Genomic DNA, 18,815 nt, shown 5'->3' on the forward strand with positions numbered 1-18,815 from the left:
CGAGGGAAACGCGATGGCGCATGAAAAGAACCACGATTATCACATTCTGACCCCGTCACTGTGGCCCCTGCTTGGGGCGATTGCGGGCTTTACCATGCTGTTCGGCGCGGTCATGTGGATGCATGACAGCGGCCCCTGGGTTTTCCTGATCGGCCTGGTCGGCGTCCTGTACGTCATGTTCGGCTGGTGGGCCGACGTGGTGGCCGAAAGCCAGGTGGGCGATCATACGCCGGTGGTTCAGATCGGCCTGCGCTATGGCTTCATCCTGTTCATCATGTCCGAGGTGATGTTCTTTGCCGCGTGGTTCTGGAGCTTTTTCAAGCACGCCATGTACCCGATGGGCCCGGAAAGCCCGATGGTCGACGGGCAGTGGCCGCCCGCGGGTATCGAAACCTTCGATCCCTGGCACCTGCCGCTGATCAACACGCTGATCCTGCTGTGCTCGGGCGCGGCGGCCACCTGGGCGCACCACGCGCTGGTGCATGAGAACAACCGCGAAGACATGAAATGGGGCCTGATCATCGCCATCGTTCTGGGCGCCATCTTTACCCTGTTCCAGGCCTATGAATACAGCCACGCCGCCTTTGGCTTCTCGGGCAATATCTATGGCGCCAACTTCTTCATGGCGACGGGGTTCCACGGGTTCCACGTGATCATCGGCACGATCTTCCTGTTCGTCTGCCTGGTGCGGCTGATGCGCGGGCATTTCACGCCCGAAAAGCATGTCGGCTTCGAGGCGGCGGCGTGGTACTGGCACTTCGTCGACGTGGTGTGGCTGTTCCTGTTTGCCGCAGTCTACATCTGGGGCGGCTGAGGCACCTGCCTTTGCGGTTGAATTTCACCGCGTAAACCGACAGAAAGCAGGGCGCGCCGGGATGGCGCGCCTTGTTCGTTTGACAGAACCCGCCCGAAAGACCCCGCGATGCAGCGTATTCTTGTCCCGCTGATTTTCGGCCTTGCCGGCATTGCCGTGCTGGTGGGCCTCGGCACCTGGCAGGTGCAGCGGCTGGAGTGGAAGCGCGGCCTGCTGGCGGATATCGACGCGCGCATCGCCGCCGACCCGCAGGCGTTGCCGGCCGATCCCGATGCCGGTGACGACCGTTATCTGCCGGTGCGGGTGACCGGGCGGATCGGCGCGGACGGGCCGTTGCGGGTGCTGGTCAGCCAGAAACAGGTCGGCGCGGGCTATCGGCTGATCTCGGCGCTGGAGACCGATCAGGGCCGGGTGCTGCTGGACCGGGGCTTTGTCCGGGTGGCCGATGCCATTCCGCCCGCGCCCGGTGATACGGTGACGGTCACCGGCAACCTGCACTGGCCCGACGACCGTAACAGCGCCACGCCCGAGAACGACGTTGCGGGCAACACGTGGTTCGCCCGCGACCTGGACCAGATGGCCGGGGTGCTGGGCACGCGGCCGTTGCTGATCGTCGCGCGGTCGGTCTCGCCCGCGGACCAGGGTGTGACGCCGTTGCCGGTGGACAGCAGCGGCATTCCGAACGATCACCTTGAATACGCGATCACATGGTATTCGCTGGCCCTGATCTGGGCGGTGATGACCGGCTATTTCCTTTGGCGCAACCGGCGCCCGAAAACCACAGGCTGAGGGCCGATGAAATACGTATCCACGCGGGGGCAGGCCCCGGACCTGACATTCGAAGAGGCGATGCTGACCGGGCTGGCGCGCGACGGCGGCCTTTACGTGCCCGCCGAGGTGCCGGTGATGGCGGCGAATGACATCGCGGCGCTGGCGGGCCTGCCTTACGAAGAGGTGGCGTTCCGCGTCATGCGCCCCTTTATCGGCGACAGTTTCACCGATGACGAGTTCCGCGCCATCATCGCCCGCGCCTACGAGGGCTTTGGCCACGCCGCGCGCGCGCCGCTGGTGCAGCTTGGGCCGGGGCATTTCCTGCTGGAGCTGTTCCACGGCCCCACGCTGGCGTTCAAGGATTTCGCCATGCAGCTGATCGGCCAGTTGTTCCAGGCCGCGCTGGAACGCTCGGGGCAACGGGTGACGATCGTGGGCGCCACCAGCGGCGATACGGGGTCGGCCGCGATCGAGGCGTTCAGGGGGCTGGATGCGGTGGATGTGTTCATCCTCTACCCGCATGGTCGTGTCTCCGAGGTGCAGCGCCGCCAGATGACCACACCGGCGGAATCCAACGTGCACGCGCTGGCCATCGACGGGCATTTCGACGACGCCCAAGCCCGCGTGAAGGACATGTTCAACGATTTCGATTTCCGCGACGGTGTGCGCCTTGCGGGTGTGAACTCGATCAACTGGGCGCGTGTGCTGGCGCAGGTCGTCTATTACTTTGCGTCCGCCGTGGAACTGGGCGCACCGCACCGCAAGGTCAGCTTTACCGTGCCCACGGGCAATTTCGGCGATATCTTCGCGGGCTACATCGCCAGGAAGATGGGCCTGCCCATCGACCGGCTGGTGGTGGCGACGAACCAGAACGATATCCTGCACCGGTGCCTGAGCACGTCGGAATACATGCCCGACGGGGTGATCCCCTCAATCAGCCCGTCGATGGATATCCAGGTCAGCTCGAACTTCGAACGCGCGCTGTTCGATGCTTATGGGCGCGACGGCAAGGCGGTGGCGCAGCTGATGGACGAGCTGAAATCGGGCGGTTTCAGGGTCAGCCAGGGCGCGCTGCAGGCGCTGCGCGAGCATTTCGACAGCGGCCGCTGCGACGAGGACGAAACCCGCGCCACGATCAAACGCCTGCAGGCCACCACCGGCGAGCTGCTCTGCCCGCACAGTGCCGTGGGCGTGAAGGTCGCCGAAGAAAACCTGAAACCCGGCGTGCCGATGATCACGCTGGCCACCGCGCACCCCGCCAAGTTCCCGGCGGCGGTGGAAGAGGCCGCGGGCATCCACCCGCCCTTGCCGCCGCGCATGGCCGACCTTTATGACCGGGACGAACGGGTGACGCGGGTGCCCAACGACCTGGCCGCCATCGAAACCCTGATAAGGGAGCGTATCGCCAAGTGAGTGTCGAGCTTCATACCCTGTCCAACGGGTTTCGCATCGTGACCGAGCGGATGCCGGGGCTGCAATCGGCGGCCATCGGCGTCTGGGTTCTGACCGGCGCGCGCAACGAGCGGCCCGACCAGAACGGCATCGCGCATTTCCTGGAACACATGGCGTTCAAGGGCACCGAGCGGCGCAATGCGCTGGAGATCGCCGAGGCGATCGAGGATGTGGGCGGCTATATCAACGCCTATACCTCGCGCGAGGCGACGGCCTATTACGCGCGTGTGCTGGGGGCGGATGTGCCGCTGGCGATGGACGTGATCGCCGATATCCTGCGCGCCTCGGTCCTCGACCCGCGCGAGATCGAGGTGGAGCGCGGCGTGATCCTGCAGGAGATCGGCCAGACGCTCGATACGCCGGACGACGTGATTTTCGACTGGTTGCAGGAACGTGCCTATCCCGATCAGCCGCTGGGCCGGTCGATCCTCGGCCCGGCCGAGCGCGTGCGCGGTTTCGCCCGTGCCGATCTGCAGGATTTCGTGGCCGAACATTACGCGCCGGGCAACATGGTGCTGTCGGCGGCGGGCGATGTGGACCATGACGACATCGTGCGGCTGGCCGAGCAGTTGTTCGGCGACCTGCCGCCGCGGCCCGCGCCGCTGGTGCTGCCCGCCCGGTTCGAAGGCGGCGACCTGCGGGTGGAAAAGACGCTGGAACAGGCGCATGTGGCGCTGGCCTTCGAAGCGCCCGCCGTGACCGATCCGGGCATCTATGCCGCGCAGATCCTCGGCTCGGCCCTGGGCGGCGGCATGTCGAGCCGGCTGTTCCAGGAAATCCGTGAAAAACGCGGGCTTTGCTACACGATCTTCGCGCAGGCCGGGGCCTATTCCGACAGCGGGATGCTGACGATCTATGCGGGCACGTCGGGCGACCAGCTGGCCGAGCTGACCCTGCTGACGCTGGACGAGATGAAGCGCGCCGCCGACGGGCTGACGATGGCCGAGCTGGAGCGCGCCCGCGCACAGATGAAGGCAGGGCTGCTGATGGGGCTGGAAAGCCCCTCGGCGCGGGCCGAACGGATGGCGCGGATGATCCAGATCTGGGGCCGCGTGCCGGGGCTGGACGAGGTGGTGACCAGGGTCGATGCGGTGACCCTGCCCGAGCTGCGCGACATGGCGGGCCGGATGACCGCCGGGGCGCCGATGGCCGTCGCGCTTTACGGCCCCGTGGGGCAGGCCCCCGACTGGGACGCGCTGAACGCGCGGCGCGCTGCCTGATGCTGTTTTCACGCAGGAAGGTTCGGATCGAAACCGAACGCATGACCCTGCGAGCGCCCCAGCATGGCGATTTCCGCGACTGGACTTGCCTGCGCCGCGAAAGCACCGATTTCCTGACCCCGTGGGAACCCACCTGGGCCGAGGATCACCTGACCCGCAAGGGGTTCACCAACCGCGTCTACTGGGCGCAGCGGTCGATCTCGGGCGGCTCGGCGGTGCCGCTGTTCCTGATCCGGCGCGACGACCAGATGCTGCTGGGCGCCATCACGCTGGACAATATCCGCCGCGGCCCTGCGCAGGCCGGCACGCTGGGTTACTGGATCGGCGAAGCCTACGCGCGGCACGGCTACATGCGTGAAGCGATATCGGCGATGACCCATCACGCCTTTCACCACATGGGGCTGAGCCGGATCGAGGCCGCCTGCCTGCCGGAAAACGCCGCCTCGCGCGGGGTGCTGGAAAAATGCGGCTTCAAATACGAGGGCGTGGCGCAAAGCTATCTCCAGATCAACGGGCGCTGGCGGACACATGTGCTCTATGCCGCGCTGCGCCCGGACCGGCGCGGGCGGACCGACGCGGGCTGAGAGGGTCGTCCTCACGGCTGTTTGAAGCTCGCCCGGGCAGGGAATCGCGCTAACCTTTCTGTCACAACAGGAGGTATGCCGATGATCCGACTTGCCGTTGCCCTGATGCTTGGCCTGATCGCCACCGCCGCCACGGGGCAGGACCGGCGGCTGAGCCACTGCATCGCCATCGCCGATGCCGCGCCCGGTATCGAATACCTGCACAAGGCGAGTTTCCGCGATCCGGTGCCCGATTTCTCGGCCCGGATCACCTATATCGCGCATGCCTCGTTCCTGATCCAGACGCAGGGCGGCATCGACGTGGTGACCGATTACACGGGCTTCATCGGCAATGTCGACCTGATCCCCGACGTGGTGACGATGAACCACGCGCATTCCACCCACTGGACGGCCAGCCCCGACCCGGCGATCCCGCATGTGCTGCGCGGCTGGGGCGAGACCTTTGGCGAAGGGATCGAGCACCGGCTGGACCTGGGCGAGATCTATATCCGCAACGTGCCCACCGACATCCGCAGTTTCGGCGGGGTCGAGGAAATGGGCAACTCGATCTTCGTATTCGAGGTCGAGGGGCTGTGCATCGGGCACCTGGGGCACCTGCACCACGAACCGGACGAGGCGCAATACGCCGCGCTGGGCCGGCTCGACGTGGTGATGGCGGCGGTGGACGGCAGCCTGACACTGGACCTGCCGACCATGCTGAAGGTGCTGAAACGGCTGAAATCCTCGGTCGTGATCCCGATGCACTGGTTTCGGGATTTCACGTTGCAGGCATTTCTGGACGGCATGGCGGGCGAGTTCGACATCGTGAACGAGGGCGCGCATTCGCTGACCGTGTCGCTGCGCGACCTGCCGCCGCGCCCGACCGTGGTGGTGCTGCGGCCCGATCACCTGCACGAACCGGCGGATTGAGGGCGGTCCAATTCCCCGGGCTCCGCCCGTTCGGGCCTTGAAACGTCCACCGGACGTTTCATCGCGCTATCGCGCGAACCGCCCCTCGCCCCCCGGAGTATTTCAGGCAAGATGAAGCAGGGGCTTGTTGCGGCGGGAATGCTGTGCCTATCTGGCCGCCACATGCGGGGGAATGCCATGCTGAGGGACGCCGACCAGGGCTTTGTCGATCATCTGCGCGGGCTGCTGTCGGAACCTGCGCTGCGCGCGCCCGAGCCGCGTTACCTGGAGGAGCCGCGCGGGCGCTGGGCCGGGCGGGCCGCGGCGGTGGCGGTGCCCGGATCGGTCGAGGAGGTCGCCACGGTGCTGCGCGCCTGCAACGCGGCGCGGGTGGGCGTGGTGCCCTATGGCGGCGGCACCGGGCTGGTCGGCGGGCAGGTCGCGGGCGTGGGGCCGGTGCCGGTCCTGCTGTCGCTGGAGCGGATGCGCGCGATCCGCGCGGTCCATGCCGAGGAAAACGTGATGGAGGCCGAGGCGGGGGCGATCCTGCAGGATATCCATGCCGCCGCCGAAGCGGCGGACCGGCTGTATCCACTGTCGATCGCCTCGAAAGGGTCGGCGCGGATCGGGGGGCTGCTGGGCACCAATGCGGGCGGGGTCAACGTGCTGCGGTATGGCAATGCGCGCGACCTGTGCCTTGGGCTGGAGGTGGTGCTGGCCGACGGGCGGATCTGGAACGGGCTGAGCCGGCTGCGCAAGGACAATACCGGCTATGACCTGCGCAACCTGATGATCGGGTCCGAGGGCACGCTGGGCGTGATCACGGCGGCCAGCCTGAAGCTGGCGCCGCGCCCGGCGGGCGAGGGCACGGCGCTGATGGTGGTCGAAAGCCCCGCCGCCGCGCTGTCGCTGCTGTCGCTGGCGCGCGACCGGATGGGCGAGGGGATCAGCGCCTTCGAGATGATGCACCGGACGGGGCTGGATTTCCTGGCCGAGGCGCTGCCGGATATTCGCCAGCCTTTCGATACGCCGTCCGATTGGTTCGTGCTGATCGACGTGGGGCTGGCGGCCGGGTTGGACCCTGCGGCGGCGCTGGAGGCGCTGTTCGCCGATGCCTTCGACAAGGGGCTGGTCAGCGACGGGGTGATCGCGCAATCCGGGGCGCAGCGGCGCGGGATATGGGAGGTGCGCGAGCAGATCCCCGAGGCGAACCGGCGCATCGGCTCGATCTCCAGCCACGATATCAGCCTGCCGATGGGCGAGGTGGCGGCGTTCATCGAACGGGGCGGTGCGGCGCTGGCGCGGCTGGGCGATTTCCGCATCAACTGCTTCGGCCACCTGGGCGACGGCAACCTGCATTACAACGTCTTTCCGCCAAAGGGGCGGGACAGGTCGGAGTTTCGCCACCTGGGCGACGGGATCAAGACCTGCGTGCACGACCTGGTGGATGCGATGGGCGGATCGGTCAGCGCCGAGCACGGCATCGGGCGGCTGAAGGTGGGCGACCTGGAACGCTATGGCGATCCGGTGAAGCTGGAGCTGATGCGCGGTATCAAGGACATGCTCGACCCGAACGGCATCCTCAATCCCGGTGCGGTGTTGCGGGCGCGGGGTTAGAACCCTTCGAACGCGCAGAGGGCGTGCACATCCATGCCCATCGCCTCGAGCCGTTTGCGCCCGCCCAGGTCGGGCAGGTCGATGACGAAGGCGCATCCGACGATTTCGCCGCCCAGCCGCTCGACCAGTTTGATGCCGGCCTCGGCGGTGCCGCCGGTGGCCAGCAGGTCGTCGACCAGCAGCACGGTTTCGCCCGGCGTGATGGCATCGTCATGCAGTTCGACCACCGCTTCGCCGTATTCGAGCTGGTATTCCTCGGATATCACGGTGCCGGGCAGCTTGCCCTTCTTGCGGACCGGCACGAAGCCGGTGCCAAGCTGGTGCGCCACCGCCCCGCCCAGGATGAAACCGCGCGCTTCCAGCCCCACGACCTTGTCGATGCGCTGCCCGGCATAGGGGTGGAGCATCTGGTCCACCGCCATGCGGAACCCGCGCGCATCGGCGAACAGCGTGGTCACGTCGCGGAACAGGATGCCCTCATGCGGGAAATCCACGATGGTGCGGATATAGTCCTTGACGGTCTTGCGGTTGTTCATGGCCATCCCTTTGCCTGTTCCGGCATCCGGTTTGACCGATCGGCGCCCGGCGCGCAAGGGGGCGATCAGCCGCGCAGGCGCACCAGGCGGTAGACGCGGGCGGGCATCCAGGACAGATGCGGCTTGTGCCAGTCCATCCGGTCGCGGACGAGAATCGTTTTTGCGGCTGCCAATGTCATTTTTTCTTTCCTTTCTCTGGTCGTGCGATTAATCCTTGGGAAGCATCGCATATCAAATGTATATACAAAAGATATGCAAAAATCAAGTGGGATGCGGTTGTGACCAGGAAAGACGCCGATAAATCCGCCGGAAAGAGCGGCAAAAAGCGAAAGAGCAAGGACAGCCAGTTGATCCTGCGGCTGGACAAGGACGAGCGTGACGCCTTCGTCGAGCTGTGCAAGGACATGGACACATCCGCCGCGCGCGAGATCCGCGGCTTCATCCGGCAATTCCTGAAAAAGAACGGCTAGGCGGTCAGGCCGCGCGGCGCAGCGTGGCCGTCATCACGCCCATGCCGATCAGCGCCGCACCGCCCGCGCGGGTCAGCCCGGTGACGACGCGGGGCCGCGCGATCACCCGCCGCAGCCGGTCGGCCGCCAGCGCAAAGGCCAGCGCGTTCAGCGCGGCCAGCCCGACGAAGGTGGCGATCAGGATGGCGAATTGCGGCATCAGCGGCGCCTGCGCGTTCACGAATTGCGGCACGAAGGCGATGAAGAACGCGATGGATTTGGGGTTGAGCGCGGTGACGATCGCGGCGTGGCGGAACACCCCGGACGGGGGCACCGGCGCGGTGTCCTGCATCCCCAGCCCTTCGCTGGGGGCGCTGCGCAACAGCCCCCAGCCCATCCACACCAGATAGGCCGCGCCGACCCATTTCAGCACCGTGAACAGCGTGGCCGAGGCCAGAACCAGCGCGCCAAGACCCGCGAGCGAGGCGCTCATCGCGATGAAATCGCCAAGTGCCACGCCGGACGCACTGGCCAATGCCACCTTACGCCCCTGGCTGAGCGCATAGCTGAGCACCAGCAGGACGGTGGGGCCGGGAATGAACAAAAGCGCGGTCGAGGCGGCGACGAAGGTCAGCCAGATTTCAAGGGACATCAGGGACGCTCCTGCATCGGGTAGTGGCGGCGCAGGGCCATGATGTCCTGCGGGCCGAGGGTTTTGGCGGCGTTGCTGTCCTCGGAAAAGACCGACACGCCGTCATAGGCAGGATTGCGGATATCGGTCATGAAGCCAAGCGCCTGTGTCACCTCTTCCAGCATGGCGGATTCGTATTGCCGGATCGACAGGTTGGTGGAAAAGGCGATGATCGCGCGGGTGATCTCGTGCCGGTTCGTCCACCAGACGCGCACGGTGGCGCCGCGGATCGTGGCACCCTCGATAGTGTCGAGCCCGCTGCCGCTGACCGGCGTGCTGCCATCTGTATCCAGCAGGTAGATGCGGATATGGGCGTGCCCGGGGTCGTCGGTGATGACCAGCCGCAACCCGGCCCCGGCATCGTTGAGATATTGCACCGCGCGGATCAGGGCGGCGCGGGCGCGCATCTGCCGCCCGCCCAGGTAGGCGCGGTCGATCCGCGCGATGGCGACGCGCAGGGGCGACAGGGTGTCCCAGCGGATCAGCGGCTTGGTGCAGGCACCGCCGGGGGCCGCGCCGCAGGCGACGAGGCGATAGAAATCGTCGTCGGTCAGCAGGCCGGTGGTGGCCACATACTCGCCTGCCTGCGCGGGCAGCGCCAGAAGGCCAAGGATGCCTGCCGCCCGCCACATGCCCTTAAAGCACGCGGCCCGCCACCGCGTCGAGCCGGGCCAGAACCGCCGGGTCGCGTTTGTCGGGGGCGGTGATCATGGCGGTGTCGAGCGCGCGGTCGCAGCCATGCGGGCAGGGCGGGCGGCCCGGGTCCAGCAGGGCGGGCAGGTGGGCGATGGCGCGCCGGGCCTTTTCGGCGTTGCCGGTCAGGGTGCGGATGATGTCGCTGACCGCGACCGCGTCGTGATCGGGGTGCCAGCAATCGTAATCGGTGACCATCGCCACCGAGGCATAGCAAAGCTCGGCCTCGCGGGCGAGCTTGGCCTCGGGCATGTTGGTCATGCCGATCACATGGGCGCCCCAGTGATCCCGATACATGTTGGATTCGGCCAGCGTGGAAAACTGCGGCCCCTCCATCGCAAGGTAAGTGCCGCCGCGATGGACGGTGGCACCGGCCTGTTCCGCTGCATCCCCCACTGTGGCGGCAAGGCGCGCGCAGGTCGGATGGGCAAGGCTGACATGGGCAACGCAGCCGGGGCCGAAAAAGGATTTGTCGCGCGCGAAGGTGCGGTCGATGAACTGGTCGACGATGACGAAATCGCCCGGCGCCATTTCTTCGCGGAACGACCCGCAGGCCGACATCGAGATCACGTCGGTCGCGCCCAGCCGTTTCAGCGCGTCGATATTCGCGCGATAGGGCACCGAGGACGGGTCGAGTACATGGCCCCGCCCGTGGCGCGGCAGGAAGGCCAGTTTCAGCCCCTGCAGCGTGCCGGTCAGGATCGCGTCCGACGGATCGCCCCAGGGGGTTTTCACCGTGACCCACTCCACCTGCTCCAGCCCGTCGATGTCATATAGGCCCGATCCGCCGATGATGGCGACCATGCGTTCCGTCATGCTGTCATGCCCTTCCCGATAGCGTCGCCTGCCATATTCCGCAGCGCGGCGCCCGAGCGCAAGGCCGCGATCACGGTGCGCAGGCCAGAAGCGTGCGAATGTCGCCCTGTTCGATCGCCTCCATGTGCCGGGCGATGTGATCGTCCGGCCAGTGCCACCATGCGAGGTCTTCCAGCAGGGCAACCTGATCCCCGGTGAAACGGCGCCGGACGACGCGCGCGGGGTTGCCCGCGACGACCGAATAGGACGGCACCGTGCCGCCCACCACCGCGCCCGCGCCGACGATCACGCCGTTGCCGATCCGTACGCCGGGCAGGACGATGGCGTTCATGCCCAGCCAGACGTCGTGGCCGATCACCGTGTCGCGGCTGTCGGGCTGTTGCGGGGGCGCGTTCTGCAGGTCGAAGATGCCGAACGGATAGGTCGAGGGCCCGTGGCGGGCATGGTTGGCCGAGGCTGTGACGAAACGCACCCCATGCGCGATCTGGCAGAAGCGGCCGATCTCGAGCCGCCCTTCGGAGGCGGGATAGAGATAGGGCGCCAGTATCCCGGCCCAGCCTTGCGGGCTGTCGGGCGGGGTGAAGATCGAGGCATAAGTATAGGCCCCGACAGAGATATTCGGCTGGTCGATGGCATTGGCCAGGAACACGGTGCCCGGATGCAGTGTGCCATCGGGCAGGGTGACGGGATAGAGCGTGTCGGGATCGGGCAGGCGCGGCATGGGCGCACTCCTTTCGCTGAAAACCTGTGGAACGGGATGGTTCAGCGGTGGAAAGTCATCTGTCCGGCCTCCTGACTGCGCCGCTATTTTAGGCGCTGGCGCGCAAAGGTGCAAACGGCCGGGCCTGCGCCGCGATGTGGCATACCGAAGAATACCGTGCAAAATCGCCATATTCCTGTATCGGTGCCGCGGATCGCGTTATTTCGCACTCTTCGGGTGGCGGTTTTCGCTGCGGTGCAGTATGGCCATCCCCGCGAACGGAACAATCAGGACCAGACCATGCGCCGCACCATCATGGCGAGCCTCGCCAACCGCCTTGCCCTGCCCGATCTCAGCCTGCTCCCGGACGAACGGCTGACGCCCGACCGGCTGCGGATCGAGCTGCTGTCGGGGCTGACCGTGGCGCTGGCGCTGGTGCCCGAGGCGGTGGCCTTTGCCTTTGTCGCGGGCGTGCATCCGCTGGTCGGGCTTTATGCGGCCTTCCTTGTCGGGCTGATCACCGCGCTGATCGGCGGGCGGCCCGGCATGATCTCGGGCGCGACCGGCGCGCTGGCGGTGGTCATGGTGGCGCTGGTGGCCGAACATGGCGTGGAATACCTGTTCGCCACGGTGGTTCTGATGGGCATTCTGCAGATCGTCGCGGGCGTCATGCAATGGGGCAAGTTCATCCGGCTGGTGCCGCATCCGGTCATGCTGGGTTTTGTCAACGGGCTGGCCATCGTGATCTTCCTGGCGCAGCTCGGCCAGTTCAAGGTGCCCGGCACGACCGAGGCCACGGGCCACGGCCCGGGCGGCGGCGAATGGCTGTCGGGGATGCAGCTATACACGATGCTGGGGCTGGTGGCGCTGACCATGGCGATCATCTGGGTAATGCCGCGCCTCACGCGCGTCGTTCCCGCGCCGCTGGCCGGGATCGGCGTCGTGGCGGGGCTGGTGATCGCGCTGGGGCTGGACGTGCCGCGGGTGGGCGACATGGCCTCGATCCGGGGCGGGCTGCCGCCGTTTCACATCCCCGCCGTGCCGCTGAGCTGGGAAACGCTGGAGATCATCCTGCCCTACGCGGTGATCCTGGCCGCGATCGGGCTGATCGAGTCGCTGCTGACGCTGAACCTTGTGGGCGAGATCACCGGCAAGCGGGGCGGCGCGTCGCAGGAATGCGTCGCGCAGGGCGTGGCCAATACCGTGACCGGATTTTTCGGCGGCATGGGCGGCTGCGCGATGATCGGGCAATCCATGATCAACGTGAAATCCGGCGGTCGCACCCGTGTGGCGGGCATCGCTGCGGCGCTGTTCCTGCTGGTCTTCATCCTGTTCGCCGCGCCGGTGATCGAACTGATCCCGCTGGCCGCGCTGGTTGGCGTGATGTTCATGGTGGTGATCGGGACATTTGCGTGGAATTCGCTGACCATCCTGCGCAAGGTGCCGCTGACCGATGCCTTCGTCATCCTGCTGGTGACGGCGGTGACGGTGATGGAGGACCTGGCGGTCGCGGTGGTCGTGGGCGTGATCGTTTCGGCGCTGGCCTATGCGTGGAACAACGCGCGCCGCATCCATGCGAAAACCCATGACACGCCCGAGGGCGCGCGCGTCTACCAGGTGCAGGGGCCGCTGTTCTTCGGCTCGGCCGAAGGGTTTGTCGAGATGTTCGACATCGCGCGCGATCCCGGCCTTGTCATCGTCGATTTCGCCGACAGCCGCGTGGTGGATCAATCCGCCTTGCAGGCGATCGAGGCGGTGGCCGCGAAATACCAGGCCGCCGGCAAGCGGATCGAACTGCGCCACCTGAGCCGGGATTGCCACAAGCTGCTGAAAAAGGCGGGGCACCTGATGGTCGACAGCGATGACGACCCCGATTACGCGCTGGCGGTGGATTACGGCGTGCGCACCGGCATCCTGGCCGGGCACTGAAGCGGGGCTGGCAGGTAGCATGGGGACTCTGCCCCCCGTCACCTGCGGCACCCCCCCCGGGATGTATCCCGAGAGAGGAAGCAGCGCGGCGGATCAGTCGTCGGGGCGGGCGAGGCTGAAGAGGTCGGTGATCGACGAATAATCGCGGTAGCCCAGCCGCGTCAGCGGGCGGTAGCTGGTGATATCGAAGATCCCGTCCTTCAGGCAATCGTCGCGCAGGTAGATGCCCGTGACCTCGCCCAGCACCATGTAGTTGGCTGCGCCCCGCAGCCGGATGATGTCCACCAGCGTGCATTCCAGCGCTGCCGGCACGCCCCCGACGCGGGCGCAGGGGATGGTTTCGCACTCCACACGGGTCAGCCCGGCACGGTCGAATTCCGATTGCCCGGCCGGGATCGTCGCGCTTGAGGCGTTCATCGCGTCGCGCATCGCATATTCCACGATATTCACGCAGAACACGCCGGTATCGCGGATATTGCCGACGCTGTCCTTGGTGCCGTCACGGTCGGGTTTCGTGCCGGTCGAGGCGAACATCACCTGCGGCGGCACGTAAGCGGTGGCGTTGAAGAAGGAATAGGGGGCGAGGTTGTCGATCCCGTCCTTGCCACGGGTCGAGATCCAGCCGATCGGGCGCGGCGTGACGATCGCGTTGAACGGGTTGTGCGGCAGGCCGTGGCCGTTTTTCGGTTCGTAAAACATTGCTGTCCCTTCGTGTCGCGTTTGTGCCAGACCTAGCGCCATGCTAGGGGGCTTTCCAGCGGAATCAGGGGGTTGGCGCGGTGTTCGATCTGGCGCGGGAGCGGGACAGCGATTGGTGGGAGGTCGAGGCGCTTTACGACCTGTGCTTTGCGCCCGGGCGCGAGGCGTTGTCGAGCTATCGTTTGCGCGACGGCGTGCCGCCGGTGGCCGATCTGTCGCTTGTGGCGCGGGATGGCGAAGGCATCCTGGCCGGGGCGATCCGGTTCTGGCCGGTGCTGGTGGGCGGGCGGCGGGCGCTGTTGCTGGGGCCGGTGGCGGTGCACCCCACGCGGCAGGGCGAGGGGCTGGGCGCGCTTTTGATCCGCGACGGGCTGGCGCGCGCGGCGGCGCTGGGCTGGGAGCGGGTGATGCTGGTGGGCGACGCGCCCTATTACGCGCGGTTCGGGTTTCACCGGCTGGACAACGTGGAAATGCCGCCGCCGACCAACCCCGACCGTGTTCTGGGCCACGACCTGACCCCCGGCGCATGGGCCGGTGTCACGGGCCGGGTGGAGCGCGTGACTTGAATGGCGCCTCCGGCTTCCCAATCTATTGAGGGCGGGAAGGAGAACCCATGGATATCGACATCGCCGATCCGGCCCCCATCGACCTCGATGCCGAGATGGCTGCGCTGGCACGCCGTTACGCGGCGGCGGGGGGCGTGGGCATCCAGGTGCTGAACCTGATCGGCGGGCGGGCCGAGGGGCTGCTGGAGCGTCTGCCGGCCGGGGTGCGGGGCAACCTGGACGGTGCCACCGAGCGCGCGCTGAGGCTGGCGATGCGGGCGGCGCAGGGCTCGCGCGGGGTGGTGGGCGACCAGCCCGGATGGCTGAATACCGCGGTGACCACCGCGATGGGGGTGGCGGGCGGCTTCGGCGGCCTGCCCTCGGCCATGGCGGAACTGCCGGTCACCACCACGGTGCTGCTGCGCACGATCCAGGGGGTTGCCGCCGAACACGGGTTCGACCCGGCCGCCGGGAACGTGCAGTTCGATTGCATCCGGGTTCTGGCCAGCGCCGGCCCGCTGGAGGACGACGACGGCAGCGACCTGGCCTTCATCGGCACGCGGCTGACCCTGACGGGCGCCACGCTGAACGGGCTGATCGCGCGGGTCGCGCCGCGGCTGGCCACGGTGCTGGGGCAGAAACTGGCGGCTCAGACCGTGCCGGTGCTGGGCGCGGTGGCCGGTGCGGCCACGAATTACGCCTATACCAGCTATTACCAGGAAATGGCGCATGTGCATTTCCGCCTGCGCCGGCTGGCGATCGACGCCGATACCGCCCATGCCGAGCTGCTGGAGGATCTGCGGCGGCGGGTGGCGCCGAAGCTTAGCCGGATGTAGCCTGCGCCCCTTGCCTGCTGGTCGCGTGGCGCGCAAACTTCGCCGCAGGAGGAGCGCCCATGTCCGATGCACCCGTCTACGAGATCGACCCGCAGGCATTCTGGCGCGATCCCTATCCCGATCTTCGGCATATGCGCGCGGCGGCGCCCATCGCCTATGTGCCGCAACTGGGCGCCACCCTGATCACGCGGCGCGACGATATCTTTGTCAGCGAAAAGAAGATCGAGGTGTTTTCCTCGCACCAGCCCGACGGCCTGATGACGGTGCTGATGGGCGACAACATGATGCGCAAGGACGGTGCCGCGCATATGGACGAGCGGCGGGCGATCTTCCCCACCGTGTCGCCGAGGACGGTCAGGGATGTGTGGAAACGGCAGTTCGAGGCGGCGGCGGCCCGCGCGCTGGACCGGTTGGCGGGGCGCGGCGGGACCGACCTGGTCCGGGATTACGCGATGGAGGTCAGCGCCGAGGCGCTGAAATCCATGACCGGCCTGACCAACATGACCTGGCAGGAAATGGACCGCGTGAGCCAGGGCATGATCGACGGCTGTGCCAACTATGCCGGCGATCCGGCGGTCGAGGCGCGGTGCCACGATTGCACCGCCTCGATCGACCGGCATATCGACGCGCGGCTGCCGGAGCTGCGCGATGCGCCGGACCAGTCGCTGATTTCGGTGCAGATCGCGGCGGGGCTGTCGGGGGCGCAGATGCGCGCCAATGTGAAGCTGGCGATCTCGGGCGGTCAGAACGAGCCGCGCGACGCCATCGCGGGCGCGGCCTGGGCGCTGCTGGCCCATCCCGACTGGCGCGAGGCGGTGCGCGCGGGCGAGGTAAGCTGGTTGCAGGTGTTCGAGGAATACGCCCGCTGGATCAGTCCCATCGGCATGTCGCCGCGCCGGATCGCGCAGCGCCACGAGGTCGGCGGCGTCACGCTCGATCCCGGCGACCGGCTGTTTTTCATGTTCGGGTCGGGCAACCGCGACGAGGCGGTGTTCGCCCGGCCCGATATCTTCGACCCGACGCAGGACATATCCGCCGCGATTTCCTTTGGCGCGGGGCCGCATTTCTGCGCCGGCGCCTGGGCGTCGCGCTGCCTGATCGCCGAGGTGGCACTGCCGATGCTGTTCGACCGCTTTCCCGGAATCGCGCTGGCGGGCGAGGTGCCGTTCGGCGGCTGGGCGTTTCGCGGGCCGCTGTCGGTGCCGGTGCGGCTGGGCTGAGCGCGGGTATCAGCCGCCGTTGCGCAGGTGTTCCAGCACCGCGCTGCGCACCGACATCTCGCCCCGGTCGCGGGCGGCGTGGATCACGCCGCGCAGATCGTCCAGGTTGGTGCGCCGCAGCATGTTCTTTACCGGCCCGATCGAGGCCGGGCGCATCGACAGGTTGGGGATGCCGATGGCGGCCAGGCAGGCGGCCTCGACGGGGCGGCCCGCATCCTCGCCGCAAAAGCTGAGGTCGGTGTCCGATGCCTCGCACCGCGCCACGATCTGTTCGAGAAAGGTCAGGAACGACACGTTCAGCGTATCGTAGCGGCGGCGCACCCGTTCGTTTTCGCGGTCGGCGGCAAAGAAGAACTGTTTGAGGTCGTTGCCGCCGATCGACAGGAAATCCACCATCTCGAAGAACCTGTCGGGCGCGAAGGCGAGGCTGGGGGTTTCCAGCATCGCGCCCACCTCGATCTTTTCGGGGATGACGTGGCCCAGGATCTTTTCGCGCGCGATCGCCTTGTCCATCTCGGCCTGCGCGGCGGTGAATTCCTCGAACTGCGCGACAAAGGGGAACATCACCGTCAGCGGCCGCCCGGCGGCGGCGCGCAGCAGCGCCTGCAACTGCATCCTGAGAACGCCCGGCTTGTCCAGCCCGACCCGGATCGCCCGCCAGCCGAGCGCGGGGTTGGGTTCGTCGTTGGGCTTCATGTAGGGCAGCACCTTGTCCGAACCGATATCGAGCGTGCGGAACACCACGCGCTTGCCCTGTGCCGCATCCAGCACGCGGGCGTAAAGCGCGGCCAGCTCGTGCCGCTTGGGCATCTGGTTGCGCACGAGGAACTGCAGCTCGGTGCGAAACAGGCCCACCCCCTCGGCGCCCGACCCTTCGAGGCTGGGCAGGTCGGCCATCAGGCCCGCGTTCATGTGCAGCCCGATCGTCTTGCCGCACAGTGTCGTCGCCGGTTTGTCGCGGATCGAGGCATAGCGTTCCAGCGCCTGCGCCTGCATGGCGATCTTGTCGCGGAAGGCGGAAACGACGGTTTCGTCGGGGCGCAGGTGCACGATGCCCTGTTCGCCGTCGACCATGATGTGATCGCCGTTCAGCGCCTCGGTGGTGATGCGTTCGGCATGGATCACCAGCGGGATCGCCAGCGCGCGGGCGACGATGGCGGCATGGCTGCCGACCGATCCTTCCTCGAGCACGATTCCCTTGAGGTTGCGGCCGTAATCGAGCAGTTCCGCCGGCCCGATATTGCGGGCGATCAGGATCGGGTCGGGGGGCATCTCGGCGCCGGTTTCGCTGCCCTGTCCGGTCAGGATGCGCAGCAGGCGATTCGACAGGTCGTCGAGATCGTGCAACCGCCCGCGCAGGTAGGGATCGCTGACCTGGCTCATCCGCGCGCGCGCGGCGGATTGTTCCTTTTCCACCGCTGCCTCGGCCGACAGGCCGCGGGCAATGTCCTCTTCCATGCGGCGCATCCAGCCCTTGGAATTGGCGAACATCCGGTAGGCTTCCAGCACCTCCATCTGTTCCTTGTCGCCGGTGGCCGCGCCCTGCAACATCTGGTCGACGCGCACGCGCAGGTGGTCGACCGCCTCGTGCAGGCGGCCAAGCTCCTTGTGGGGGTCTTCGGCCACCGGGTTGGTGATCACCACGCGCGGCTCGTGCAGCCAGACATGGCCCTGCGCGGCGCCCTCCTGCCCGGTGGTGCCGCGGAACATGACCGGCTGCTGGTGCCGCGCCTTGAGCGCCGCGCCCTCGCCCACGAAGGCGCCCAGCTCGGTCATCTCGGCCAGCACCATCGCCACCACTTCCAGCGCATAGACCTCGTCCGAGGAAAACTCGCGCGCCTCGCGCGACTGCACGACCAGAACGCCCAGCTTTTCGCCCAGCCGCTGCACCGGGATGCCGAGGAACGAGGAATAGATCTCCTCGCCCGTTTCGGGCATGTAGCGGAACCCTTTTTCGGTGGGCGCATCGGCCGAGTTGACGATCTTGCCGGTGCGCGCCACGCGGCCCACCAGCCCCTCGCCCAGCCGCATCCGGGTCTGGTGCACTGCTTCCGCCTTGAGGCCCTCGGTCGCGCACAGCTCCAGCGTTTCGTCGTCGCGGAACAGGTAGATCGAGCACACCTCGGTTCCCATCGAATCCGCGATCAGATGGGTGATCTTGTCCAGCCGCTCCTGGCCCGCGGCCTCTTCGGCCATGGTGTCGCGCAACCGGCGCAGCAGCTTGCGGCTTTCGCTTTCGGTGGTTTCTGGCATGAGTGGTGCCGCTGTCCCAAGGTGGTGCGCCGTCGATCCGGCCCGACATGTTAGAACACAAGGCGGGCCGGATTTGAACGGGTTTCTCGTAGGCTGCGGTGG

19 protein-coding genes are annotated in these 18,815 nt (G+C 67.2%); 12 read left to right on the forward strand and 7 right to left on the reverse strand.

The features are described from left to right. Positions 1 to 13: 13 nt before the first annotated feature. The 7 genes from F3H87_RS02810 (at position 14) to F3H87_RS02840 (ending at position 7,346) form a co-directional block, all read left to right on the forward strand. Entirely contained in the window at positions 14 to 814 is an 801-nt protein-coding gene (locus F3H87_RS02810; RefSeq protein ID WP_149786552.1) for a cytochrome c oxidase subunit 3, read from the forward strand. 108 nt (positions 815 to 922) lie between these two features. Further along, positions 923 to 1,603, forward strand: coding sequence for an SURF1 family protein (locus tag F3H87_RS02815; RefSeq protein WP_149786551.1), 681 nt, complete (start codon positions 923 to 925; stop codon positions 1,601 to 1,603). Between the two features lie 6 nt (positions 1,604 to 1,609). Further along, on the forward strand, positions 1,610 to 2,998 hold the full coding sequence (gene thrC, locus F3H87_RS02820; protein WP_149786550.1) for a threonine synthase: 1,389 nt from the start codon (positions 1,610 to 1,612) through the stop codon (positions 2,996 to 2,998). Beyond that, positions 2,995 to 4,257: a M16 family metallopeptidase gene (locus F3H87_RS02825; RefSeq protein WP_149786549.1), complete on the forward strand. Its 1,263-nt coding sequence runs from the start codon at positions 2,995 to 2,997 to the stop codon at positions 4,255 to 4,257. Before thrC ends, F3H87_RS02825 begins: the two co-directional genes overlap by 4 nt. Then, positions 4,257 to 4,841, forward strand: a complete 585-nt coding sequence (locus F3H87_RS02830) for a GNAT family N-acetyltransferase (protein ID WP_149786548.1) — start codon at positions 4,257 to 4,259, stop codon at positions 4,839 to 4,841. The genes F3H87_RS02825 and F3H87_RS02830 overlap by 1 nt, the downstream gene beginning before the upstream one ends. A gap of 81 nt (positions 4,842 to 4,922) precedes the next feature. Continuing rightward, a complete protein-coding gene (locus F3H87_RS02835) occupies positions 4,923 to 5,750 on the forward strand; it encodes an MBL fold metallo-hydrolase (protein WP_149786547.1) in 828 nt (275 codons plus the stop codon). Between the two features lie 177 nt (positions 5,751 to 5,927). Continuing rightward, positions 5,928 to 7,346: an FAD-binding oxidoreductase gene (locus F3H87_RS02840; protein ID WP_149786546.1), complete on the forward strand. Its 1,419-nt coding sequence runs from the start codon at positions 5,928 to 5,930 to the stop codon at positions 7,344 to 7,346. On the opposite strand, the gene F3H87_RS02845 is transcribed toward F3H87_RS02840, so the two are convergent. Beyond that, the gene (locus tag F3H87_RS02845; RefSeq protein WP_149786545.1) at positions 7,343 to 7,882 is read right to left on the reverse strand and encodes an adenine phosphoribosyltransferase; all 540 of its coding nucleotides are present in this window, start codon (positions 7,880 to 7,882) and stop codon (positions 7,343 to 7,345) included. The two genes, F3H87_RS02840 and F3H87_RS02845, sit on opposite strands and share 4 nt — an antisense overlap. A gap of 278 nt (positions 7,883 to 8,160) precedes the next feature. On the opposite strand from F3H87_RS02845, the gene F3H87_RS02850 reads away from it, so the two are divergent. After that, the gene (locus tag F3H87_RS02850) at positions 8,161 to 8,352 is read left to right on the forward strand and encodes a hypothetical protein (protein WP_149786544.1); all 192 of its coding nucleotides are present in this window, start codon (positions 8,161 to 8,163) and stop codon (positions 8,350 to 8,352) included. A gap of 4 nt (positions 8,353 to 8,356) precedes the next feature. Here F3H87_RS02850 and F3H87_RS02855 read toward each other — a convergent pair whose 3' ends face one another. From F3H87_RS02855 to F3H87_RS02870, 4 genes are all read right to left on the reverse strand, one after another. After that, positions 8,357 to 8,983, reverse strand: a complete 627-nt coding sequence (locus F3H87_RS02855) for a LysE family translocator (RefSeq protein ID WP_149786543.1) — start codon at positions 8,981 to 8,983, stop codon at positions 8,357 to 8,359. Next, positions 8,983 to 9,654 carry a DUF2927 domain-containing protein gene (locus tag F3H87_RS02860; protein WP_149786542.1) on the reverse strand — a complete coding sequence of 224 codons (672 nt, stop codon included), beginning with the start codon at positions 9,652 to 9,654 and terminating at the stop codon, positions 8,983 to 8,985. The genes F3H87_RS02855 and F3H87_RS02860 overlap by 1 nt, the downstream gene beginning before the upstream one ends. A gap of 4 nt (positions 9,655 to 9,658) precedes the next feature. Next, on the reverse strand, positions 9,659 to 10,531 hold the full coding sequence (locus F3H87_RS02865) for an S-methyl-5'-thioadenosine phosphorylase (protein WP_149786541.1): 873 nt from the start codon (positions 10,529 to 10,531) through the stop codon (positions 9,659 to 9,661). Between the two features lie 70 nt (positions 10,532 to 10,601). After that, positions 10,602 to 11,252 carry a CatB-related O-acetyltransferase gene (locus F3H87_RS02870; RefSeq protein ID WP_149786540.1) on the reverse strand — a complete coding sequence of 217 codons (651 nt, stop codon included), beginning with the start codon at positions 11,250 to 11,252 and terminating at the stop codon, positions 10,602 to 10,604. 279 nt (positions 11,253 to 11,531) lie between these two features. Here F3H87_RS02870 and F3H87_RS02875 point away from each other — a divergent pair, with 279 nt between their 5' ends. Further along, complete coding sequence (locus F3H87_RS02875; RefSeq protein ID WP_149786539.1) at positions 11,532 to 13,160, forward strand: SulP family inorganic anion transporter; 1,629 nt, start codon at positions 11,532 to 11,534, stop codon at positions 13,158 to 13,160. A gap of 93 nt (positions 13,161 to 13,253) precedes the next feature. On the opposite strand, the gene F3H87_RS02880 is transcribed toward F3H87_RS02875, so the two are convergent. Beyond that, the gene (locus F3H87_RS02880) at positions 13,254 to 13,859 is read right to left on the reverse strand and encodes a flavin reductase family protein (protein WP_149786538.1); all 606 of its coding nucleotides are present in this window, start codon (positions 13,857 to 13,859) and stop codon (positions 13,254 to 13,256) included. A gap of 80 nt (positions 13,860 to 13,939) precedes the next feature. Here F3H87_RS02880 and F3H87_RS02885 point away from each other — a divergent pair, with 80 nt between their 5' ends. The 3 genes from F3H87_RS02885 to F3H87_RS02895 are packed head-to-tail and all read left to right on the forward strand — an operon-like array spanning position 13,940 to position 16,460. Then, the gene (locus tag F3H87_RS02885) at positions 13,940 to 14,425 is read left to right on the forward strand and encodes a GNAT family N-acetyltransferase (protein ID WP_149786537.1); all 486 of its coding nucleotides are present in this window, start codon (positions 13,940 to 13,942) and stop codon (positions 14,423 to 14,425) included. Positions 14,426 to 14,472: 47 nt separating this feature from the next. Next, the gene (locus F3H87_RS02890; RefSeq protein ID WP_149786536.1) at positions 14,473 to 15,240 is read left to right on the forward strand and encodes an EcsC family protein; all 768 of its coding nucleotides are present in this window, start codon (positions 14,473 to 14,475) and stop codon (positions 15,238 to 15,240) included. A gap of 59 nt (positions 15,241 to 15,299) precedes the next feature. Beyond that, a complete protein-coding gene (locus tag F3H87_RS02895) occupies positions 15,300 to 16,460 on the forward strand; it encodes a cytochrome P450 (protein WP_149786535.1) in 1,161 nt (386 codons plus the stop codon). Positions 16,461 to 16,469: 9 nt separating this feature from the next. Here the strand turns inward: F3H87_RS02895 and ptsP are convergent, their stop codons facing one another. Then, positions 16,470 to 18,713 carry a phosphoenolpyruvate--protein phosphotransferase gene (gene ptsP, locus F3H87_RS02900; RefSeq protein WP_149786534.1) on the reverse strand — a complete coding sequence of 748 codons (2,244 nt, stop codon included), beginning with the start codon at positions 18,711 to 18,713 and terminating at the stop codon, positions 16,470 to 16,472. Positions 18,714 to 18,815: the final 102 nt, after the last annotated feature.

Origin of the sequence: Lutimaribacter pacificus (genome assembly GCF_900142185.1) — a bacterium.
Classification (GTDB): domain Bacteria; phylum Pseudomonadota; class Alphaproteobacteria; order Rhodobacterales; family Rhodobacteraceae; genus Lutimaribacter; species Lutimaribacter pacificus.

Coding starts and splice junctions, on each gene's coding strand:
- F3H87_RS02810 (WP_149786552.1), top strand. CDS start 14: ATGGCGCATGAAAAGAACCACGATTATCACATTCTGACCCCGTCACTG.
- F3H87_RS02815 (WP_149786551.1), top strand. CDS start 923: ATGCAGCGTATTCTTGTCCCGCTGATTTTCGGCCTTGCCGGCATTGCC.
- thrC (WP_149786550.1), top strand. CDS start 1,610: ATGAAATACGTATCCACGCGGGGGCAGGCCCCGGACCTGACATTCGAA.
- F3H87_RS02830 (WP_149786548.1), top strand. CDS start 4,257: ATGCTGTTTTCACGCAGGAAGGTTCGGATCGAAACCGAACGCATGACC.
- F3H87_RS02835 (WP_149786547.1), top strand. CDS start 4,923: ATGATCCGACTTGCCGTTGCCCTGATGCTTGGCCTGATCGCCACCGCC.
- F3H87_RS02840 (WP_149786546.1), top strand. CDS start 5,928: ATGCTGAGGGACGCCGACCAGGGCTTTGTCGATCATCTGCGCGGGCTG.
- F3H87_RS02845 (WP_149786545.1), bottom strand. CDS start 7,882: ATGAACAACCGCAAGACCGTCAAGGACTATATCCGCACCATCGTGGAT.
- F3H87_RS02855 (WP_149786543.1), bottom strand. CDS start 8,983: ATGTCCCTTGAAATCTGGCTGACCTTCGTCGCCGCCTCGACCGCGCTT.
- F3H87_RS02860 (WP_149786542.1), bottom strand. CDS start 9,654: ATGTGGCGGGCGGCAGGCATCCTTGGCCTTCTGGCGCTGCCCGCGCAG.
- F3H87_RS02865 (WP_149786541.1), bottom strand. CDS start 10,531: ATGACGGAACGCATGGTCGCCATCATCGGCGGATCGGGCCTATATGAC.
- F3H87_RS02870 (WP_149786540.1), bottom strand. CDS start 11,252: ATGCCGCGCCTGCCCGATCCCGACACGCTCTATCCCGTCACCCTGCCC.
- F3H87_RS02875 (WP_149786539.1), top strand. CDS start 11,532: ATGCGCCGCACCATCATGGCGAGCCTCGCCAACCGCCTTGCCCTGCCC.
- F3H87_RS02880 (WP_149786538.1), bottom strand. CDS start 13,859: ATGTTTTACGAACCGAAAAACGGCCACGGCCTGCCGCACAACCCGTTC.
- F3H87_RS02890 (WP_149786536.1), top strand. CDS start 14,473: ATGGATATCGACATCGCCGATCCGGCCCCCATCGACCTCGATGCCGAG.
- F3H87_RS02895 (WP_149786535.1), top strand. CDS start 15,300: ATGTCCGATGCACCCGTCTACGAGATCGACCCGCAGGCATTCTGGCGC.
- ptsP (WP_149786534.1), bottom strand. CDS start 18,713: ATGCCAGAAACCACCGAAAGCGAAAGCCGCAAGCTGCTGCGCCGGTTG.